The sequence below is a fragment of the Adhaeribacter aquaticus DSM 16391 genome (assembly GCF_000473365.1).
Classification (GTDB): domain Bacteria; phylum Bacteroidota; class Bacteroidia; order Cytophagales; family Hymenobacteraceae; genus Adhaeribacter; species Adhaeribacter aquaticus.
In genome coordinates this window covers 3,181,825-3,201,309 of the sequence record NZ_KI421517.1, presented here as the reverse complement: position 1 = coordinate 3,201,309, position 19,485 = coordinate 3,181,825, and the positions used below count along the sequence as shown (strand labels likewise).

The 19,485-nt window shown below is 40.1% G+C and carries 13 protein-coding genes; 3 read left to right on the top strand and 10 right to left on the bottom strand.

What is annotated here, in order from left to right; all coding sequences use genetic code 11:
* Positions 1-16 precede the first annotated feature (16 nt).
* Positions 17-3,271 (bottom strand): SusC/RagA family TonB-linked outer membrane protein, encoded by a 3,255-nt coding sequence (locus ADHAQ_RS0116475; RefSeq protein ID WP_026463877.1) that lies wholly within the window; start codon positions 3,269-3,271, stop codon positions 17-19.
* A gap of 670 nt (positions 3,272-3,941) precedes the next feature.
* Here ADHAQ_RS0116475 and ADHAQ_RS0116470 point away from each other — a divergent pair.
* The 3 genes from ADHAQ_RS0116470 (at position 3,942) to recD2 (ending at position 9,696) form a co-directional block, all read left to right on the top strand.
* Positions 3,942-4,982 carry a LacI family DNA-binding transcriptional regulator gene (locus tag ADHAQ_RS0116470; protein WP_026463876.1) on the top strand — a complete coding sequence of 347 codons (1,041 nt, stop codon included), beginning with the start codon at positions 3,942-3,944 and terminating at the stop codon, positions 4,980-4,982.
* Positions 4,983-6,024: 1,042 nt separating this feature from the next.
* The gene (locus ADHAQ_RS26030; RefSeq protein ID WP_051359979.1) at positions 6,025-7,041 is read left to right on the top strand and encodes a cellulase family glycosylhydrolase; all 1,017 of its coding nucleotides are present in this window, start codon (positions 6,025-6,027) and stop codon (positions 7,039-7,041) included.
* A gap of 165 nt (positions 7,042-7,206) precedes the next feature.
* A complete protein-coding gene (gene recD2, locus ADHAQ_RS26025) occupies positions 7,207-9,696 on the top strand; it encodes an SF1B family DNA helicase RecD2 (RefSeq protein WP_034256877.1) in 2,490 nt (829 codons plus the stop codon).
* Between the two features lie 390 nt (positions 9,697-10,086).
* Here the strand turns inward: recD2 and hemN are convergent, their stop codons facing one another.
* The 9 genes from hemN to ADHAQ_RS0116405 all read right to left on the bottom strand — a co-directional run bounded on the left by hemN (position 10,087) and on the right by ADHAQ_RS0116405 (position 19,281).
* Positions 10,087-11,448 (bottom strand): oxygen-independent coproporphyrinogen III oxidase, encoded by a 1,362-nt coding sequence (hemN, locus tag ADHAQ_RS0116450; protein WP_026463875.1) that lies wholly within the window; start codon positions 11,446-11,448, stop codon positions 10,087-10,089.
* A gap of 17 nt (positions 11,449-11,465) precedes the next feature.
* Positions 11,466-12,743: an acetyl-CoA hydrolase/transferase family protein gene (locus ADHAQ_RS0116445; protein ID WP_026463874.1), complete on the bottom strand. Its 1,278-nt coding sequence runs from the start codon at positions 12,741-12,743 to the stop codon at positions 11,466-11,468.
* A 211-nt stretch (positions 12,744-12,954) separates the two neighbouring features.
* Positions 12,955-13,827 carry a universal stress protein gene (locus ADHAQ_RS0116440; RefSeq protein WP_026463873.1) on the bottom strand — a complete coding sequence of 291 codons (873 nt, stop codon included), beginning with the start codon at positions 13,825-13,827 and terminating at the stop codon, positions 12,955-12,957.
* Positions 13,828-13,898: 71 nt separating this feature from the next.
* Positions 13,899-14,768 carry a universal stress protein gene (locus tag ADHAQ_RS0116435; protein WP_026463872.1) on the bottom strand — a complete coding sequence of 290 codons (870 nt, stop codon included), beginning with the start codon at positions 14,766-14,768 and terminating at the stop codon, positions 13,899-13,901.
* On the bottom strand, positions 14,765-15,544 hold the full coding sequence (locus ADHAQ_RS26020) for a sulfite exporter TauE/SafE family protein (RefSeq protein ID WP_071781126.1): 780 nt from the start codon (positions 15,542-15,544) through the stop codon (positions 14,765-14,767). The genes ADHAQ_RS0116435 and ADHAQ_RS26020 overlap by 4 nt, the downstream gene beginning before the upstream one ends.
* 2 nt (positions 15,545-15,546) lie before the next feature.
* Positions 15,547-16,020, bottom strand: coding sequence for a FixH family protein (locus tag ADHAQ_RS0116425; protein ID WP_034257420.1), 474 nt, complete (start codon positions 16,018-16,020; stop codon positions 15,547-15,549).
* 54 nt (positions 16,021-16,074) lie between these two features.
* Complete coding sequence (gene ccoG, locus ADHAQ_RS0116420; protein ID WP_026463870.1) at positions 16,075-17,472, bottom strand: cytochrome c oxidase accessory protein CcoG; 1,398 nt, start codon at positions 17,470-17,472, stop codon at positions 16,075-16,077.
* A 748-nt stretch (positions 17,473-18,220) separates the two neighbouring features.
* On the bottom strand, positions 18,221-19,090 hold the full coding sequence (locus tag ADHAQ_RS26015; protein ID WP_051359977.1) for a cbb3-type cytochrome c oxidase N-terminal domain-containing protein: 870 nt from the start codon (positions 19,088-19,090) through the stop codon (positions 18,221-18,223).
* The gene (locus tag ADHAQ_RS0116405) at positions 19,087-19,281 is read right to left on the bottom strand and encodes a hypothetical protein (protein WP_026463869.1); all 195 of its coding nucleotides are present in this window, start codon (positions 19,279-19,281) and stop codon (positions 19,087-19,089) included. The genes ADHAQ_RS26015 and ADHAQ_RS0116405 overlap by 4 nt, the downstream gene beginning before the upstream one ends.
* Between the last annotated feature and the right edge of the window lie 204 nt (positions 19,282-19,485).

Genomic DNA, 19,485 nt, shown 5'->3' with positions numbered 1-19,485 from the left:
TGATCTTCATTAAAACTTAAAATGTAATGTTTACCCCTCCCAAAATATACCGGCTTCTAGGATAAGCCGCATAATCTACCCCTGGAGTAAGAGCACCGTACTGGCCACTTCTGCGGGTATTTGCTTCCGGATCATAACCGGAGTAACCGGTCAGGGTAATTAAATTATTAACCGTGGTGTAAACCCTTACCTTGGAAAAAGCTTTGGTTCTTTGCACCAGGTTTTCTGGCAATGAGTAGCCCAGGGTTAAGTTACTGATGCGTAAGAAAGAGCCGTCTTCGATAGCAAAAGAATGCAGGAAGTATTGGCCGCGGGCTGGAGTCCAGTATCGGGTATCTTTGTTCATTTGGGCCAGTTGTTCCGGATTGGTTACTCTGGCACCATTCTCATCATACCATTTCCACCGGTCGTTCATCAGGGCCAGCATGTTGTTATCTTTCTGCTCGTACAGGGTAGTAAATTCTATTTTATTGGCATTATAGACTTTATTGCCAACTGAGAAATTCATAAATAAGCTTAAATCGAACCCTTTATAAGCGAATTGTTGGTTTAAACCTCCAATAAATTTAGGTTGCGCATTGCCTAGCACGGTCCGGTCGTTCGTATTAATCATGGAATTACCATCATTGGTAATATCTTTTAATTTCAGATCGCCTGGCTGCGGATCCCGGTTTCCCAGCGCAATATTCCGGCTGTTAGCTACTCCCTCTTTTAACGTATAGCTACCATTTGCTTGCATTTTAAAACTGCCATCGTTGTTTAACTCAAAATCTTCAACTGCATAATACCCATCTGTGAGGTATCCATAAAACTGCCCCACCGGTTGCCCCACCTGAACTAAGAAATCTTCATAAGTGGCCGTAATCCAGCCAGATGGCACTGCATAAGAGTTTAGCGCCTGCCCGTTACTGGCCTTACCTAAACTCACTATTTTGTTTCTGTTAAAGGCAATGTTAAAATTCGCATTCCAGTTAAAATCACCTTTTTCCATCACCATACCGCCCAATTGTAACTCCACACCCTTATTTTCGGTGCTGCCTACATTTTGCTGCTGAAACTGGTACCCACTGGTAGAAGGAATGGAAGCCCGGAGTAAAAGATCGTTAGTTGAATTTTTATAAACATCTACACTAGCGGTTAGCCGGTTATTCAGGAAAGACATATCTAACCCTAGATTGCGCGAAATAGTAGTTTCCCATTTTAAATTCCGGTTAGCCAGGTATGTAGCGGTATAGCCTGGTGTTATAGCTTCTGTAAAAGCATATCCATCATTGGAAGAAGAGGCAAACATGGTCTTCCATAAATCCAAGCCAATCCGGTTATTGCCAACCGCACCTAAACTGGCCCTTACTTTCATGTCCGATAACCAGGCTTTGGTACCTGCCATAAAAGACTCGTCAGATACATGCCAGGCCAGGGCCACAGATGGGAAATAACCAATTCTATTTTCGGGCGCAAACAAGGAAGAGGCATCGCGTCTTACGCTTATGGTAGCCCGGTATTTCTCAAACAAGCTATAATTAACACTGCTGAAAAAAGAAAGTAAACGTTCACCGGAAGCACCCGTAGTTGGGGCATCCTGAATTAAGGTAGGTGGCGGTGTTGCCTGTTGTATACCAGTAAAGGCTTGTTCCGGCGTAATATCTATGGGTAACCACTTAGTCGTAATATTTCTGGATTTAGCATTGGTTTGCCAGATTTCCTGGCCCAACAGGAAGTTAACCGCATGGCTTTTGCCAAATTTTTTAGTATAGGTAAGCGTATTGGAATTAGTTAAAGAAAGTGATTGCGCCCCTATTTGCTGCACAACAGGCTGCCCATTATTCTGCCGCGCAATGGCCGTTACTGCTCCGTTAAAAGTATCCTGGTCTCGGGTGGTATTGGTAACGCCAAGCTGGGTTTTTAAAGTAAGTCCATTTAATAATTCATAACTTGCCCAGCCGTTTACAATTATATCATTCCGGTAATCATAGCGCAGTTCCTGGTTAGCTAATAATACCGGGCTGGTCAGGTTGGTCAGGGCAAAATAATTCGGATCAAACTCATCTACCTGATTTTCCAGCCCCGGAGCTACAAATGGGCGGAAACGAACCGAATTTCTTAACCTGTTGGTTCCCTGTGTACCTGAGCTGGAAGTACCAACCCCTTCAATTTTTTGCCGGCTAAACCGGTTGGTTAAGCCTATTTTAAACCGGTCATTGATTTTGTGGTCAAACTTAAAAGAAGCTAAAGTGCGTTCAAATCCGGAGTTCAACATAATTCCCTCTTCATTCACCCGGTTTAAATTAAAGTTAAATGAAGTAGTTTTAGTGCCTCCGGTTATACCAATAATATGCGTCTGGCTTTTAGCACTGCGCCCAAATACCTTTTGCTGCCAGTTTGTAGCTGGCATATTTCTGTACAAGTCTAAATCTTCATAGCGACCATAACGGTCTAAAAAACTATTCCGGGATTCTTCATTCTGGTTCAAATTATAAACCTGGTACTGGTATTTCACGAAATCATAGGGATTCATGACCTCCAGTTCGTTTGTTATTTTCCTAACCCCGGTAAACCCATTATAAGTAACCTGAGTTTTCATCTCCCTGCCACCTTTTGTAGTTATTACAACTACCCCATTGGCACCTCTGGCTCCATAAATTGCCGTAGAGGCTGCATCTTTTAATACATCAATGGATTGGATTTCCTGTGGCGTCAGAAAAGAAAGCGCATTATCTACCTGAATACCATCTACTATATAAAGAGGCGTATTACTGCCGGTTATAGAGGTTCCGCCTCTTACCCGAATTGAGATTTCTGCTCCTGGCTGTCCTTCGGAAGTGGTAACCTGCACCCCGGCTAACCGGCCAGCAAGGGCTTCACCAGCAGTACTTACCGGTATATCTTTTAATTGTTTATCGCCAACTGAAGATACCGAGCTGGTTAATTGACTTCTGGGAACCGCCTGATACCCGATTACGACTACTTCCTCTAATGCCTGCTGATCCGGAACCAGGCCAATAGTAAAATTAGTCCGGTTGCTTAAAGGAACTTCTTTGGTTAAGTAACCAATAAAAGAAACCACTAAAACACTGGAAGCATTCGGCGCCGTTAAGGTAAAGTTACCCCCTACATCCGTGGAAGTACCATTGGTAGTTCCTTTTACCAGCACGGTTACTCCAGGCATGCCTGCTCCTTTTTCGTCCAGTACTTTACCGCCTACTTTTATTCCTTGTGCCAAAGCACCTATCAGGGCCATGAGAACCAGCGGAAGTATCAGTAAGTACTTCATATTCTTGTTAATTGTACTTTGCATTGAATCCTTTATAAAAATGATTGAATAATATTTTGGTATTTTTTCAGCGCTTTTTATATGTGTTATAAGAGATCTGAAGACACTCCTTATAACTTTAATTGTCTGGTGGCTTTACAAAAAGAATAAAGGAAACCAGGACAGGTTAATTAACCTGGTAAGCGGAAAAAATTTAGCCTAAAAAAATCAGGTAAATAGAGAAGCTTTATATGAAAACAATCAGGATTCGGAGTAGACCTTTGTCATAAGCATTGCAAGTTATTTAATTAGTTGTGGTGTATATTTAGTTCGTTAGCTTATAATATATTATAAACCTAATTCAAGTCTAATTACTTTTATATACAAATAAAATTCTTAAATCATAAATATTTGTGCAATCGTTACCGGAAACGATTGCACAAATATTTATGATTTAACTAATAAAGGTTTTTCTGCAGTATGAGGATAACAAAAACCGGTCTTAAAGCTTTTAGCTAAAATTTCTGAAGTGGGGCAAATTTGATTCAGGTAGCTCTTCCTGATTTAAATAGAGACCTAATTGGTAAAGCTCCGGATAAATTTTCCGGTTAAATCAAATTAATTTAACACGTAGGTTTTAATAAGTAATTTCCGTATTTTTAGTTCATTAATAACGCCAGAAACAACCTGAATGTACAAACCCACCACCATTAAAGATATTGCAAAAGCTTTAGGATTATCTACTTCTACTGTTTCAAGAGCATTGCGGGGTGGCTACGAAATTAGCGACGAAACGAAGCGTATAGTGTCGGAATACGCGCAAAAAATAAACTACAAACCAAACCCTATTGCCTTAAGCCTAAAAGAGCGACGTAGTTACTCCATTGGGGTAGTGGTTTGCGAAGTAGCCAACAGCTTTTTTTCTCAGGCAATAAACGGCATTGAGTCCATTGCCTACAATAAAGGCTATCACGTAATTATTTCCCAAAGCCATGATTCCTATGAAAGGGAAGTTACCAACATCCAGCATTTAGCTAACCGCTCTATAGATGGTTTATTAATTTCTTTGTCTGCCGAGACTACTAACTATGACCATATTCATCAATTACATGCCAATGGGTTTCCAATGGTATTTTTTGATCGGGTACTGGATGAAATCCAAACGCATAAAGTAATTTCAGATAACTTTCAGGGTTCGTTTGCGGCCACTGAACTATTAATTAAAAATGGCTTTAAAAAAATAGCTCATTTGGCAAATGCGCCCCATCTTTCTATTACCAAAGAAAGACAGGTTGGCTACCAGGCTGCTTTACAGAAATATGGACTGGAGGTTAAGGAAGAATATAATCAGTATTGCTTTCACGGAGGCCGTTTAAAGGAGGAAGTAGAAAGTGCCGTTCAAACTTTACTAAACCTTCCGGACAGGCCCGATGCTATTTTTGTGTCGAGCGACCGGTTAAGCATTAGCTGCCTTACGGCTTTAATGAAATTAAATCCGTTGGCAGCCGAACAAATCAGTATTGCAGGTTTCAACAATTCGGACCTTGTAAACCTGCTTAAGCCTTCTCTTTCTTATGTAAGGCAACCTGCTTTTGAAATGGGCAGATTGGCAACTGACTTATTAATTCAATTAATAGAAGCCAAACGCCCCATCACGCAGTTCGAAACCAAAATATTAACCAATGAAGTTTTTATAAGTGATTCGCTGAAAAAGGAGGCGGTGCTTTTGTAATAGTTAACCTTAATAAAAGATTTTTATAACTATACCTGCAAACGGCTTTTCCGCGTTTTGTGGATTAATCTTAAAAAGTAGACTGTTTCCCGATTTTATTTCTATTAAGGAGTGAAAAACTTTTCAGGGATGCAGCCTTCCACTTATTGGATGGTTTATAATTTATTTGAAGAATGACATACTGCTAATTACCTTCAGGATAAATCCTAATGCACATTTTGGTTAGCCGTATATTAGAGTATTCTTCTTCGGAGCTAGAGGTTTAGGGGTATCTGTTTTCTGCAATAATCCCCAAAAATCTATTACAATAATCTGGCTACTTATTGTTAAAGAAAACTACTGGTATGGTAATGTTTAGATCCTTCGCCCAGCTCAGAATGACAAGTAATGTATTATCTTTATCGAGGGGCAAGCAACAACTATAGCAAGCTTCAGTAACTAAAAAGGTTTCTTTTGTTGTTGTTGTTGGTTTAAGTAGCAATTACTTAATTGAATATTTTCTTTTTCTAAGTTATTATCTAGTACTACCAGGCTCTTTTGCTCATGACTTTCTCTGCTCTGGTCATTTTACCTGGCTCCGGAGGCTTTTCCAGCCACTTTACAAAATCATCTTTAATTTTATCGGTCCACTGACTATCATTGCCGCCGGAGTTGTACTTGCCTTGGGCTCCATTTTAAAACCAAATTTGTCTTTCCGGATTACGGATTTTGAAGTACTAGTTACTATTTTACCTATTCCTATCCTCCTACTACTCCTAGCTTGCTTGTAGATCATTTCCTGGCAATTGCATGAAGCTAACAAAAATAAAAACTCCTCCAATTATATCAATTCAATAGAATAACCTTCTCTATTCTCCTCCCTATTAGTTAAGCTTAGCACTACGCTGCCAGAGATTCATGGACCGCCAGTACTTTTAGAAGTACTTATTTGCCATATTTGTAAAAGAAAGAAAACTGCTACTGATCCTTAGGAGCTTCTTCTTTTCGAAACCTAAAAGTTACTGCTACCAAAAAATTATTTAACGTTATTTATATCAACCTTATGAAATTTATTCCTATTTCTAAAGCTATTCTGCTCCTGCTCTTTTTGAGTTTAGCTGTACTGGCATCTGCCCAAACCATGACCATAAAAGGACGGCATTTGTACACAGCCGCCGGCGAAAAAGTAATTTTGCGAGGCATTAATGAAATGTTTATCTGGTCGAATGATAAAACAGGAGAAACCATTTTACCGGAGATTGCTAAAACAGGCGCTAATTCCTGCCGACTAGCCTGGACAACTGCCGGGGCTCCTGATGAAATGGACAGATTAATCGCGAATTGTATCCGGTATAAAATGATCCCGATTATAGAGCTGCACGATGCCACCGGAGACTGGAGCAAACTGCAGATTTGCCTTGATTATTGGAAAAGAGCCGATGTGAAAGCCGTAATGGACAAACATAAAAAATGGGTGTTGTTAAATATAGCAAACGAAGTGGGTGGCAAAACACCTGCTGATACATTCAGGGTAAAATACACCAATGCCGTGCAACAACTTAGAACCGCCGGTTACGAAGTGCCTTTGTTAATTGATGCAGCCAATTGGGGACAGGATGAAACGAGTGTGCTTGCTACCTGGAAGGATATTGTACAGGCTGATCCAAAGAAACAATGTATGTTTTCGGTGCATACGTATTGGTCTCAAAATGCGCAGGACCGGTTAAATAGCTTGATAAACCGCGTGGTAAAAGAAGAAATACCTCTCCTTTTTGGGGAGGCCCCACAACCCAAGGTAGGGCCAAACTGCTCCGTAGACTTTCCTTACACCAGCTTTCTGAGTCAGTGCCAGGAAAAAGAAATTGGCTGGCTGGTTTGGTCGTGGGGCGCTGTAAATAATGGCGACTGTGGCCGGCCCAATAGCCCTTATGATATTACAACGGATGGCAAATACGGAAACTGGGAACATGCCTGGAACCGGGAAGTAGTGGAAGAACATGCCGGCAGCATTCAAAAAACTTCTATCCGGCCTAACTCCCTGGTAAAAGAGAATAAAAATAAAAAACAGAAGTCTTCTTAATTAGAAAATTTAAAGGTGCAGGGGTTTCTGCACCTTTAAATTTTAGTTATAAGCCAGCACTTAAAAGATGAGAACGGAATCAAATAAACTCCTATTTAAAACAAAGACTATAAGGTTTTAGTAATCCTGTTCCGGTAACTATATCTTTGTATTTAATCCTTGTGCATGCAGCCGTTCGATTCACAACCTTCCACTCCGCTAGAGAAACTGTCTGGTATTGTTAAGCGCATTACCTTTCATAGTGTGGAAACCGGCTATACCATACTTAAGGTAAACAGCTTCCAAAAGCCTCACGAGGAAACCACCGTTACTGTTCATCAATCTAAAGTCTTTGCCGGAGCAACTATGGACTTCTATGGTGAATGGAGCAATCATCCTAGCTATGGCCTTCAGTTTAAAGCTGCAAAAGTACTTGAAAGGAAACCAGCTACAGCCAATGCCTTGGAAAAATACCTGGGTTCTGGCCTGATTAAAGGAGTTGGTCCCGCCACTGCCAAAAAGATTGTAAAGCACTTTGGCGATAAAACTTTAGAGGTATTTGAAAACAACATAGAAAAGCTAACTGAGGTAGAAGGCATTGCCAAACTTAAGCTGGAGATGATTAGTAAAGCGTGGGTAGAGCACCAGGAAATCAGCAATGTGATGCTGTTTCTGCAATCCCATAATATCTCTACTTTATTTGCCGTAAAAATTTATAAGACCTACGGCAACGATGCCATTGAGATAGTACAGAATAACCCTTACCGCTTAGCCGCTGATATTTACGGCATTGGTTTTTTCTCCGCTGATAAAGTAGCCTTAAGTATGGGATTAGCCCTGAACTCACCGCAACGAATTCAGGCGGCTATTGACCATGTGTTGCAAAGCGCCCGGGAAGAAGGCCATTGCTATTTAACCCAGGAACAAATTATTCAGGCCGTAAGTGAACTGATAGCCATTAATGATGCTATTGCCATTGAAACTAACCTTCTGGAATTAGAGAAAAAAGAAGAACTAAAGATCCGGTTGCTGCCGGATGGCAAGGGTGGCTTTCTAAAGTGTTTCTATGCCCATTCCTTATACTTTGATGAGCAGTATATTGCCACCAAAGTAAAAAAACTGGTAGCTCAACCCATCCGTTTGAATAAAGAGCATCTCCTGTCGCACCTGGAAGTCTTCTGCCAGTTAAACCAGGTTAACCTGAGTGAGGAGCAAAGACAAAGTGTGCTGGAGTTAGCTACTAATCAGCTTTCCATCCTTACCGGTGGCCCCGGCTGTGGAAAAACCACTACTACCCGGGCATTAGTTGGGTTACTCCAAGTTTTAGGCAAACAGGTAATGCTTGCTGCTCCTACTGGTAGAGCCGCCCAGCGCATGAGTGAAGTTATCGGGTTAGAAGCTAAAACGATTCACCGGTTATTAGAATGGGACCCATCAAAAGGTGGATTCAAGCGAACAGAAGAAGAACCGCTGCAAACCGCTGTGCTGATTGTGGATGAGTGCTCTATGCTGGATGTTCATTTGGCAGCGTCCTTACTGCGGGCCGCACCGGTAAACGGCCAGGTAGTTTTAATTGGTGATGCCGATCAATTACCTGCTGTGGGAGCCGGTAATGTGTTGAAGGATTTAATTAGCTCCGGTGTAGTTCCCTGCCAGCGACTGACTAAAGTTTTCCGGCAAGCACAGGAGTCTTTAATTATTTCTTATGCGCACCAGATAAACCAGGGAAATGTACCCAAGATAGAATCGCCTTTTAACAAGCCCCAGGTTTGGCAAGAGAAAAAAGATTGTTTGTTCATTGATTCGGAAGAAGCCACTTCAGAACAGCTTAAGTTTATTTCTAAGGTTAAGAAAATGACCAATGAACCGGCTAAATACACCATAGAAGATTTAAGCTTTTTAGAGGAACCCGCTCCGGATCCTTATAGCCAGGGCAGCAGCTTTTCTATACCCAGCAAGTTTAGCCATGTGGACCTGGAAGCTTTGCTCCAGGCCAGTAAACACACCGATGAATTAAAACAAGTAGTTAAGCAGGTTCATCCCTGGTCTTCTTTGCATTATGGCTTTTCGGCAGTAGGCATGGTAGAAAAATTATATGACTCCATCATTCCTAAATACTTTGGCAAGGAAGCAGAAATCCAAATCCTTTCTCCCATGACAAAGGGTAGTCTGGGCACAGGCAACCTGAATAAGGTTATTCAGGACAAGATAAACCCGGCTAGCATGGGTAAAACCCAGATACAGTTAGGTGGCAGAATCTTCCGGGAAGGCGACCGGGTTATTCAGAAACGAAATAACTATGACCTGAATGTCTTTAACGGCGATATAGGAACAATAACCGGGATAGATAACGAAGAAATGGAGCTACTGGTAAGTTTCAAGGCTGGTAAGGAAGTTAAAGAAGTTACCTTCCTGAAAGAACATTTACTGGAACTGGATTTAGCTTATGCCATTACCATTCATAAGTCACAGGGAAGTGAGTTTGAGACTATCATTATTCCATTGGTAACCCAACACTTTGGTATGTTGTTCCGGAACCTGGTTTATACCGGAATTACAAGAGCTAAAAAACTGGTGGTATTTGTAGGAACCCGCAAAGCCTTAGCTATGGCCGTAAACAAACAAAATACGGCCACCCGTCAAACGGCTTTAGCTTTTTTACTTACTCAATCTTAATTTACCTGAAGGTTTATTAAAAAATAATAAGACTAATCAAAATTAGAGATTTATTTTTGAATGAATATTGTAGTAATATCTATAAAAACTATTCAATTATAAATTAACAAAGAAACCTACTCAACTTTAAATTTCCGCTCATTATACCGCTCCTCCGCCTGCGTTCCATTACCTCAGTCAGATTTTCTTGTAGTTCTTTCGGAAACCTTTTCGGCGTTGGATATTCTTAACCGATAGCATATACCCGTAAGTTAGCCTAGGCTGGCAATGAAGTAGCTAAATTTAGTATGCCATCACAATTACTGCAATCAGGACTAAATCACTTTCAACATGAAGAAAGGTTTTATATCTTTTCAAATTATTCCAGAATTTTAATTATCAGTTTCAAAATCAAATGGCCTTACTAAATACTTCTTCTTTAGCAAGTTGCTTCTTCAATTTAGAGTCAAAAACCATACAAATATTTCTTATAAAAGCTTTGCCTATGGCCGTAACTTTTAAATAATCAGATGACAAGTGTACTAAACCATCATTTTGCATCTTACCTAATTCAAAATGGGCCTCATTATCCAGTAAATTAATCAGCTTACAATCCCACTTTATTTCTCCCCGACAGGCAATAGCCAAGATAACTTCTTTAATTTTTAAATCTTTCTCTGTAAGTAAATGTCCTTTAAAAACTGGTAATTTATTTTCCTCCAAACTTAAGGTATAAAGTTCTACCTTCTTTTCATTTTGGAGGTAAGCATATTTAGCATCGCTAATAGAAGATGCACCTAAGCCAATTAATAAATCGGTGTGGCAAGTAGTATAGCCCATAAAATTCCGATGCAGCTTCTTTGTTTCCATAGCATTGAATAATGGATCGCGTGGTAAGGCAAAATGATCCATGCCTATATCCATATACCCTAAAGTCTTAAACTTTTCTAAAGCTAATTCATATAAAGCCCGTTTAAGTAAACTATCAGGTAAATCTTTATCTGTATAACTACGCTGACCTGGTTTAACCCAGGGGACATGGGCATAACTGTAAAAGGCAATTCGGTCGGGCATTAGCGTGGAAACCTGGTTTATGGTTTCATTTACGCTATTAATAGTTTGATAAGGCAAACCATAAATTAAGTCAAAATTCACAGATTCATAACCAATTCGGCGTGCTTCTTCGGTTACAAACTTTACATTTTCAAAGGGTTGAACTCGGTTAATAGTAAGTTGAACAAGTGGGTCACAATCTTGAATGCCAAAACTCACTCTTCTAAAGCCCATATCAAATAAAGTCTGGAGGTGTTCCGAGGTTGTATTATTAGGATGACCTTCAAAACTAAACTCCCATTCTGGATGAATTATAGCTTCTTGAAAAATACCATCCAGCAACATCCGTAAGTTACCCGGACTAAAAAAAGTAGGTGTACCACCACCTAAATGTAACTCCCTAATAATGGGTTTTTCAGGAAATTGCTCCAGGTACAATTGCCATTCTTTTAATAAGGTTTTTATGTAACTTTTCTCTACTGAATGGTTCTTGGTTATGCGGGTATTGCAACCACAATAAGTACAAAGCGACTCACAGTAGGGCAAGTGAATATATAAACTGATTCCCTTTTGCTGATTTGATTCTACGAATGTTCTTTTTACTACATCAAACCATTTATCTGCCGAAGGAGCGTCCTTATCCCAAAAAGGAATAGTTGGATAACTGGTGTATCGGGGTGCTGGAACATTATATTTTTGAATTAATAAATGCTTTTCCACTTTTCCTGGTCTCCTTCCTATTGTTTATTAAACCGATTAAATACTGCTAATTCTAAAGCGTCCCGATGATCTGGATGGGCTATTTTAATTAATGCTTCGGCGCGTTGTCTTAAATTTTTTCCGAACAAATTAGCTATTCCGTATTCGGTTACTACATAATGCACGTGAGCACGGGTGGTTACAACTCCTGCTCCTTGTTTTAGAAAAGGTGTTATGCGAGAAATTCCATTAGAAGTAACAGATGGTAGTGCAATGATGGGTTTCCCTCCTTCTGACAGGGCTGCTCCCCGGATAAAATCCATTTGACCGCCCACTCCGGAAAACTGATAAGTACCAATAGAATCAGAACAAACTTGCCCGGTTAAATCCACTTCTACTGCACTATTTATGGCCGTAACTTTAGGGTTCATCCGGATTACAGCAGTATCGTTCACATAATCAATATCCCTAAATTCAACCATTGGATTATCGTCTACAAAGTCATACAACCGACGGGTACCTAAAATAAACGCTGTTACAATTTTTCCACGGTTTCTTTTTTTATGTTGGTTGGTAATAATTCCTTTTTCTACCAGATTAATTATACCATCAGAAAACATTTCGGTATGCACACCCAATTCTTTATGATTGGTAAGACTCGCTAAGGTTGCATCCGGAATCTGGCCAATGCCTGTTTGGATAGTGGCACCATCTTCTACCAACGTAGCGCAATATTCCCCTATTCTCGCAGCTACGGCACCAGGAAGTTTATCACCCCCAATTTCTGGCAATTCCTGTTCCTGGTAAACCATAGCATTAAACTCCGTTACGTGAATAATACCATCGCCCTGGGTACGGGGCATACGCGGATTTACCTGCGCAATAACGTACTTAGCACATTTTATGGCCGTATTGGCAATATCTACTGACGGACCAAGTGAACAATAACCGTGTTTATCAGGTGGCGAAACCTGAACCAATGCCACATCCAATGGTAAAATATTGCGGCGGAAAAGTAACGGAATTTCACTTAAGAAAATAGGCACATAATCTCCTTGCCCATTATTAACCGCCTCCCTAATATTGGAAGAAACAAATAAGGAATTTGTATAAAAACTGTTTTTATATCGGGGATGTGTAAAAATAGCATCTCCCTGTAAACTAATACTTACTAACTCCACACCCCGTAACTCAGAAAAACGATTAACCAGGTGCTGAATTAAACAATGAGGAGTGGCCGCACCTCCATGTAAAAAAACGCGGTTCCCAGACTGGATTATTTTAACTGCATCTTCGCCGGAAGTATATGTTATCATAGTATTTGCCTTAAAATTAGTAAGACAAAATTACTGGACTGCCTAAGGGGGAGGAATGATAACAAACATAGAAATGAATGACTTTGGTCAGTTATAATTAAATTTAAAATCAAAAAGTATAAACATTACCATTTATTAAGCGGGAAAATCCTGCTTTATTTCATAAAGCAGGATTTTTAAGACTATTTACCAGGAAGACTTTGCTTGATGACTAATTTTTTACTTCAGTTTGGTGATTAGTTGAGTTGTTAACTGTATAAGGCATCATGGGTATTATTAACAGGGGTATTTTAGCATTAAAGGCTAATTGATCAGTGGTGCTTTGAAAGAAAATTTTTTCTAACTCAGAATGTTCCCGCATAGCAACCGCTAAAACATCTATGTTAGCAGACAATACATATTTTTCCAGGCCACTTACTACCTCATTGGCTTTTACCTGCTCAAACCCAAAAGGGTGGTTACCTAACTCCTGCACGATTTCATCAATTACCTGTTCATCAGAAACCACATTTAACTCATAGTCTTCAGAAATATTTACCAAGGTAATGTCAGTTTTTAGGAAAGTGGCTACAGCCAAAAGTTGTTTTATATAACTGGCCTCTTCCCTTTCCAAATCAGTTGCATAAGCAATCTTTTTAGGCAACACCGCCGGCGTATGAGCAGGCACTACTAAAACCGGGCAAATTGCTTCTTCCAGGTAAGTTGCCGCCACTGTACCTAATAATCTATCTACAAAATAACTTGCTCCTTTGGTACCCATAATTACTAAATCTACCCTTTTCTCCTTGACCAGCTTGTTCAAATTGTCAGTTAAAGATCCTTCCCCACAAATCGCCTCTACCTCAAACTTAAAATTATTTTCTAACCGATATTTTACACCAATTTTATTCAACTTGCCCTGATAATACTCTATTAAATCTGGATCAGCTGAATTCCAGATCGTTATCTCCGAAAAATTTACCTGCATAGCCACATTATGGTATAAGATAATTCTTATTCTTTCATGAGCAGCCAGGGTTGTCGCGTATTGTAATGCTTTATCAGCATTAACAGAAAAGTCGATGGGAACAAGGATAGTTTTCATATAATGTATTTAATGTTTGATAATAGGTAGAAGACAATTAGATTGTAGTAATTAAAATTGGGAACAGTAAATCATAACACCTCAGCTTTATCTATGGCCGGTTTGTTTCTTTTTTGACATAAAGCACAACTTCCTGAACAGGCTTTTTTCTTTTTCTGGTAAATATTTAGGAGCGGAATGAAAGCTTGATTTTTCTCCTGTTCCTGACTAGTAAATCCAAAATATTGCTGTGCCAGGTAAAAATCCTGAGTAGCCAGAATGAATAAATCTGTGGGAAAAGGTTGAATGCCCCGGGCAAAGCCCTGCAATCCCTGAACTATATTTTCATTCTCAACCAGAAAATATTTAGAACGAATACCACCCAAAGCCCAATCCAAATCTTCTCCTCCTTTTTTTAGTTCTGAGGTCCGGGTTTTATCTGCTTGGGAATAAAAATGCACGGCTGATACCTGGGCATTGAAAATAGAGGCCAATTCTTTAATTTGTTGAACGACAGCTATATCTTGGTCGGTAAAATCGGTGCCAAATACCAGGTGTTTTTGTGATTTAAAATTAGCCTGCCCTGGTACCCATAATACCGGACATTGTGCCAACGAATTTTCTAACGATCGTTCCTCATCCTTGATTAACAAAGGCAACATACCCGAACCAGCAACTAATAAATCGGGATTGTGAAAGCTTATCAGTTTCGAAACGGCCTCCGGCCAATGATCACTGCTAACCAGGCATTCCACTTGGATTTGGGAATCGCAGCTATAACGTTTAGCAAAACTGTGCAACATTTGTGAATACTGTTGCTGGCTAACTAATGTCATGATTGCTCCATTGGAGCTAAAAGCCAACATTAGGTTTGCCTTAACTGCACCAGCCAGTTGCACAGCATACCGATAAGCATTTACACTGTTTTCAGAAAAGTCGGTCAGTACTAAAATATTTTTCATTTTTGTAAACTTGTTATTTGATAGAATTGGTGTTGGAATTTGGATACTTGGCCTTGCAATTGCTTTTTCTGGCAGCAAGCATGAAGCGTGGTTCCGCCGGTGCCGGTTTTAGCCAGGGCCGGGCTTACATAAGGAATGCCTAAGTTTATACCTCGCAGAATAAATAAAATTGCCATAATCGTAGCGGCATAGGGTACTGCCTGGTTAAAGAAGTGCCGAATGCGGGATTTAATAAACTTGCCGGATAATGAAATAATAAACATTAGGGGGAAGGTGCCTAAGCCAAATAAGGACATATACAGCATAGCTTCCGGTACAGTAGGCATACTAATGGCGCCGGCTAAAGCAAAGTACACAAAACCGCAAGGCAATAATCCATTTAGCCCCCCCACTACTGCTAAAGACCAAAGTGATGATTTTTGGAAGTAGCGGCCCAAAGTCCTCTTTATTACATTTAATAAATTTTCTAAACCTGTCTTCTGTCTGAATTTGCCCAAAAAAGTGGCCGGCACTACCACTAATAAAAGGATTAATACACCTGATAAAATGGAAAGCGTTTGCTGCAAACCCGCTACCTGTAAACCCTGACCAAATAGGCCTATCAGGGCGCCAAGGATGGAGTAGGTAATAATGCGGCCCAAATTGTACAGGAACCGGCCTGCCACAAAGTGCAGACCAGCGCCCCTGCCAACCGGCAGCGCCATTGCTATTGGGCCGCACATCCCAATGCAATGAAAACTGCCTAATATGCCAAATAAAAAACCTGCCCAGATCATGGTTATCTAAGGGTTATATCCTTTTGTATAAAATATTCTGTACCGGCCACATTCCAATTCAGCTGTACCCGCCACAACCCTTTGACCATAACATTTGTATGAATATGTTGTTGCTGATCAGAGTTAAGATTTAAGGGCATTTCGAAATCAAGTTTGGCATCGGATGGACGAAAAAAATGTACTTGTCCGGTAACTTTTTGCCCTGCATATTGGCTAGGAAACACCAGACTTAGTTGCTCTGCGGCATCTGCCTGATTAATAAAAATTTGATCTGAAATTTTTTGGGTGGCAGTTACCTGGTTTATATGTTGCTGATAAGCAATTTCTTGTTTGTAGTAATCTTTGCTTACCAAATCCACATCCGATTTCATAGCTTGCCGCACCATATTACCGATGAAAAGTGCAAAGAAGACAAAGGTTCCTATAATGGCCTTAGGCCACCAGGATGAATAATTGTTTTGTAATTTAGTTTCCATAATAATTTTATTTAAAGGCACTGGCGCTAACACTAGCCAAACTTTATTATCTTTTTATATTCCAGAGCCCAGGAATTTGGTTTTTTCGGTGGTGATTAATTTCTCGCCACTGTACACGCCAATTTTTATTTCGGTGCTGGTCTTTTTCAATTCATTTTTTGGAATTTCAACGAAGAAAACGCCTTCAATTATGCCTTGCTCTGGTAATACCAGGTTTTCCTTCACCAACTGAATATTTCCCTGAGGTTCCAGTAATTTTAAAGTAATCGGCATGGCATCCATGGTTTTGTTAATAATATGAATGTTGTACAAGTTACTGATCTGGTTATTGCCTTTGTGCTGGTACAACATACCTGGCGTTCGCAAAATAGTGGCATCTACATTGTTGCGGGTAGCTAGTAGGGTGACAAAACCAACCGTTAAAAGAAATAAAACCGTAGTATAACTTTTCATGCGCCAAGTAAACCGGCCGCTCCTCCCTTCGGCAATGGCCTCTTCAGAGGCATATTTTATCAGGTTTTCTGGTTTGCCTATCATGTTCATAATGTTGTTGCAGGCATCCATACAGGCCGTACAGTTTATGCATTCTAATTGAGTTCCATTGCGGATATCAATTCCGGTAGGGCAAACCTGCACGCACTGGTAGCAATCAATACAATCCCCTTGCGTTCTAACTTGATTTTTATGAAGCTTTTCCCGGGGCTCACCACGTTTGTAATCGTAAGCAATCACAGTAGTTTTCTGATCCATCATCACTCCCTGCAGACGGCCGTAAGGGCAAACAATAGTGCAAACCTGCTCCCGAAACCAGGTAAATACCCCATAAAAAATTCCGGTAAAAATTATTAGGGAAGTCAACCCAGCTAAATGATTAGACGGTGAATCCAATACAATTTCCTTTAAAGCATCTACCCCAATTATGTAGGCCAAAAAAGTATGGGCAATAAGAAAGGAAATCAGGAGGAACAACCCGTGTTTAGCGGTTCTTTTCAGGATTTTATCTACATTCCATTCGGCACGATCTAAAGCTTTTTGCTTCATGTGGTCGCCTTCAATCCAGTACTCAATGCGCCGGAAAACCATTTCCATAAATATGGTCTGAGGACAAACCCATCCGCAGAAAACTCGACCGTATACAATAGTAAACAAGATGATAAATACCACAAAAGCCAAAAAACCCAGCAGCAGAATAAAGAAATCCTGGGGCCAGAAGATCATGCCGAAGATGATAAACTTGCGTTCCGGCAGATTAAGCATTAAAATTGGCAGGTTATTTATCTTGATAAATGGACCGGCAAATAATAATATTAAAAAGCCATAACTTACCAGTTTGCGGTAGTTGTAAAATTTTCCCGCCGGCTTTTTCGGGTAAAGCCAAACCCGTTTTCCTTCTTTATCTACGGTGGCAATCGAGTCCCGGAAGGCTTCTTTGTCCACAACTACCTGTCCCATGGTTTTATAAATTTTAAATGTGCGCTTTAAAATTTGTGATTGGCTGGAGTTAGTAACATTTGCCTTTCTCCTGTACAAAATTCATTATTTACCATGCAGAAAAAGATGACGGGCGTCATGGTATAGGATGATTGTTATTGGTAATAGTAAGGTAAGTTTCTATTCCTATTGGCAGCGTTCTCTCTAGTAATTTTTACTGTCTTGCTTTTGGCCGTTAGGGTTTGTCTATCGAAAGATTGCATCTTTCTTAACTCTGGTGCTGATAATGCGCTCAGGTCCCCGTGGCCTCATGGCCGGCAGGCCTCGTCCATCCGATTCGGGCTGCTGATCTTCCCTTTCCTCCTTTCGTCGGAATGCTTCGCACCGGAAAGCTCAAAGGCCCTCATCGCATAGACTAGTATTAGTTTTCTCTTGGTTTTATTATCTTAAGGACCATCAAAACTTTATGTCATTCAGGAAAAATCTAAATAAAAAGTCATTCCGAATTAATTAGGATCAGTGGAAAGATTTGGATTTAGAAAAAGAGAATAAAGAAATAGAAATGCAGAAAAAGCTATAGAAAAACTTCACCAGTTTGACACTCGGGCCTGCCGGCCATGAGGCAATAGGGCTCACGCCGGAAATAAATAAACCAAAGAAAAAAGAAAATCAACCATTCAGCCTTAAAGAAGAAAGCGAAAATCAGGTAAAAGCTTTCCTATTTAGATACTGAAATGGCTGATTTTTCTAAATCACCAAACACTATTTACTACTTTTTTGCTACATACTTCTCACCTTGTGGGGCTTTTGCATTAGCCGGATTGCTACCATGAATGCTTAAAATATAGCTGGATACCTCTAAAATCTGATCGTCAGACAACTTACTTTGCCATGCCACCATTCCTTTGCTGGTTACACCATATTTAATAGTTTTGAAAATATCATTTACATCACCACCGTGTAACCAGAATTCATCAGTTAAGTTTGGCCCCACCATTCCTTCGCCATTTTGGCCGTGGCAAGCCGCACAATTTTGGGTAAAGGAGCTATGGCCGGCTTCCAGTTTAGGTGCTTCGGTTAATGGTTTGTAATCGGTTTTTTCATTAGCATTATTATTGTTTTTTGGTTTAAGTAAAGCAGCCTGCTGCATTTCAGCTTCATATTCTGCTGTTTGCAGTTTGCCTCCCATCACGTGGAAGTTTACTAAGTAAATTACAGCAAAAACTGCGGTTACATAAAACAAAGCTTTCCACCAGGGCGGTAAATCATTATCGAACTCATGAATGCCATCGTAGGAATGATCTTCCATTAAAATATCGGCTGCTTTACCCGTAAAGGTGGTAGTATCGCCGCGGAAAAGGAATATAAAGCGAGCCATGGCCGAATTCTGACGAGTCGGATGCCCGTAAAATTTAAACAGAAATGGCAAAGCCATTATAAAATTAATTAACAAAAATATCAGCAGCAGCAGCAATATAAAAGCTGCTATAGTTCCTCCCAAAATTAAAGTTACCGGCAAATCAGCTAATCCGCTATCGGCTGCTTTGGGTACTTCACTGGCGGCCTCTTGGGCTAAAGCAGGTACTGCTAATAAACTACCGCCCCCCCACGCTAATAAGGTTGATATATTCTTTTTCATGACTGTAATTCTTCTAAAAGTGGGGTTTTATTTTCATTTTGCAGGGGCATCTCGCTCATAGATAAGATGTGCTTCTTATCGGAAAAAATCACGAATAAGATAAGCCCAATAAAGAAGATAAAGAAGATGGCGAAAGATATTAAAGGATAAATCTGGATGCCGTCTATTGCTTGTAATACGTTTTTATACATGATTTCTAGCTGTTAGTGAGTAGCTATATTTCTTAACTTTTTATTTTCATTTGCTGCCGGGAGGGTACTTACTAAACTAGGAATGAACCTCCTCACAAAAGATATTTTAGAAGACCCTGACTGGCCAAACTGGTGAAGCTTTCTAAGCCTCCGCTCCCGACTTTCGGTCATCCTGAGCGTAGTCGAAGGATCTAAATAATATTG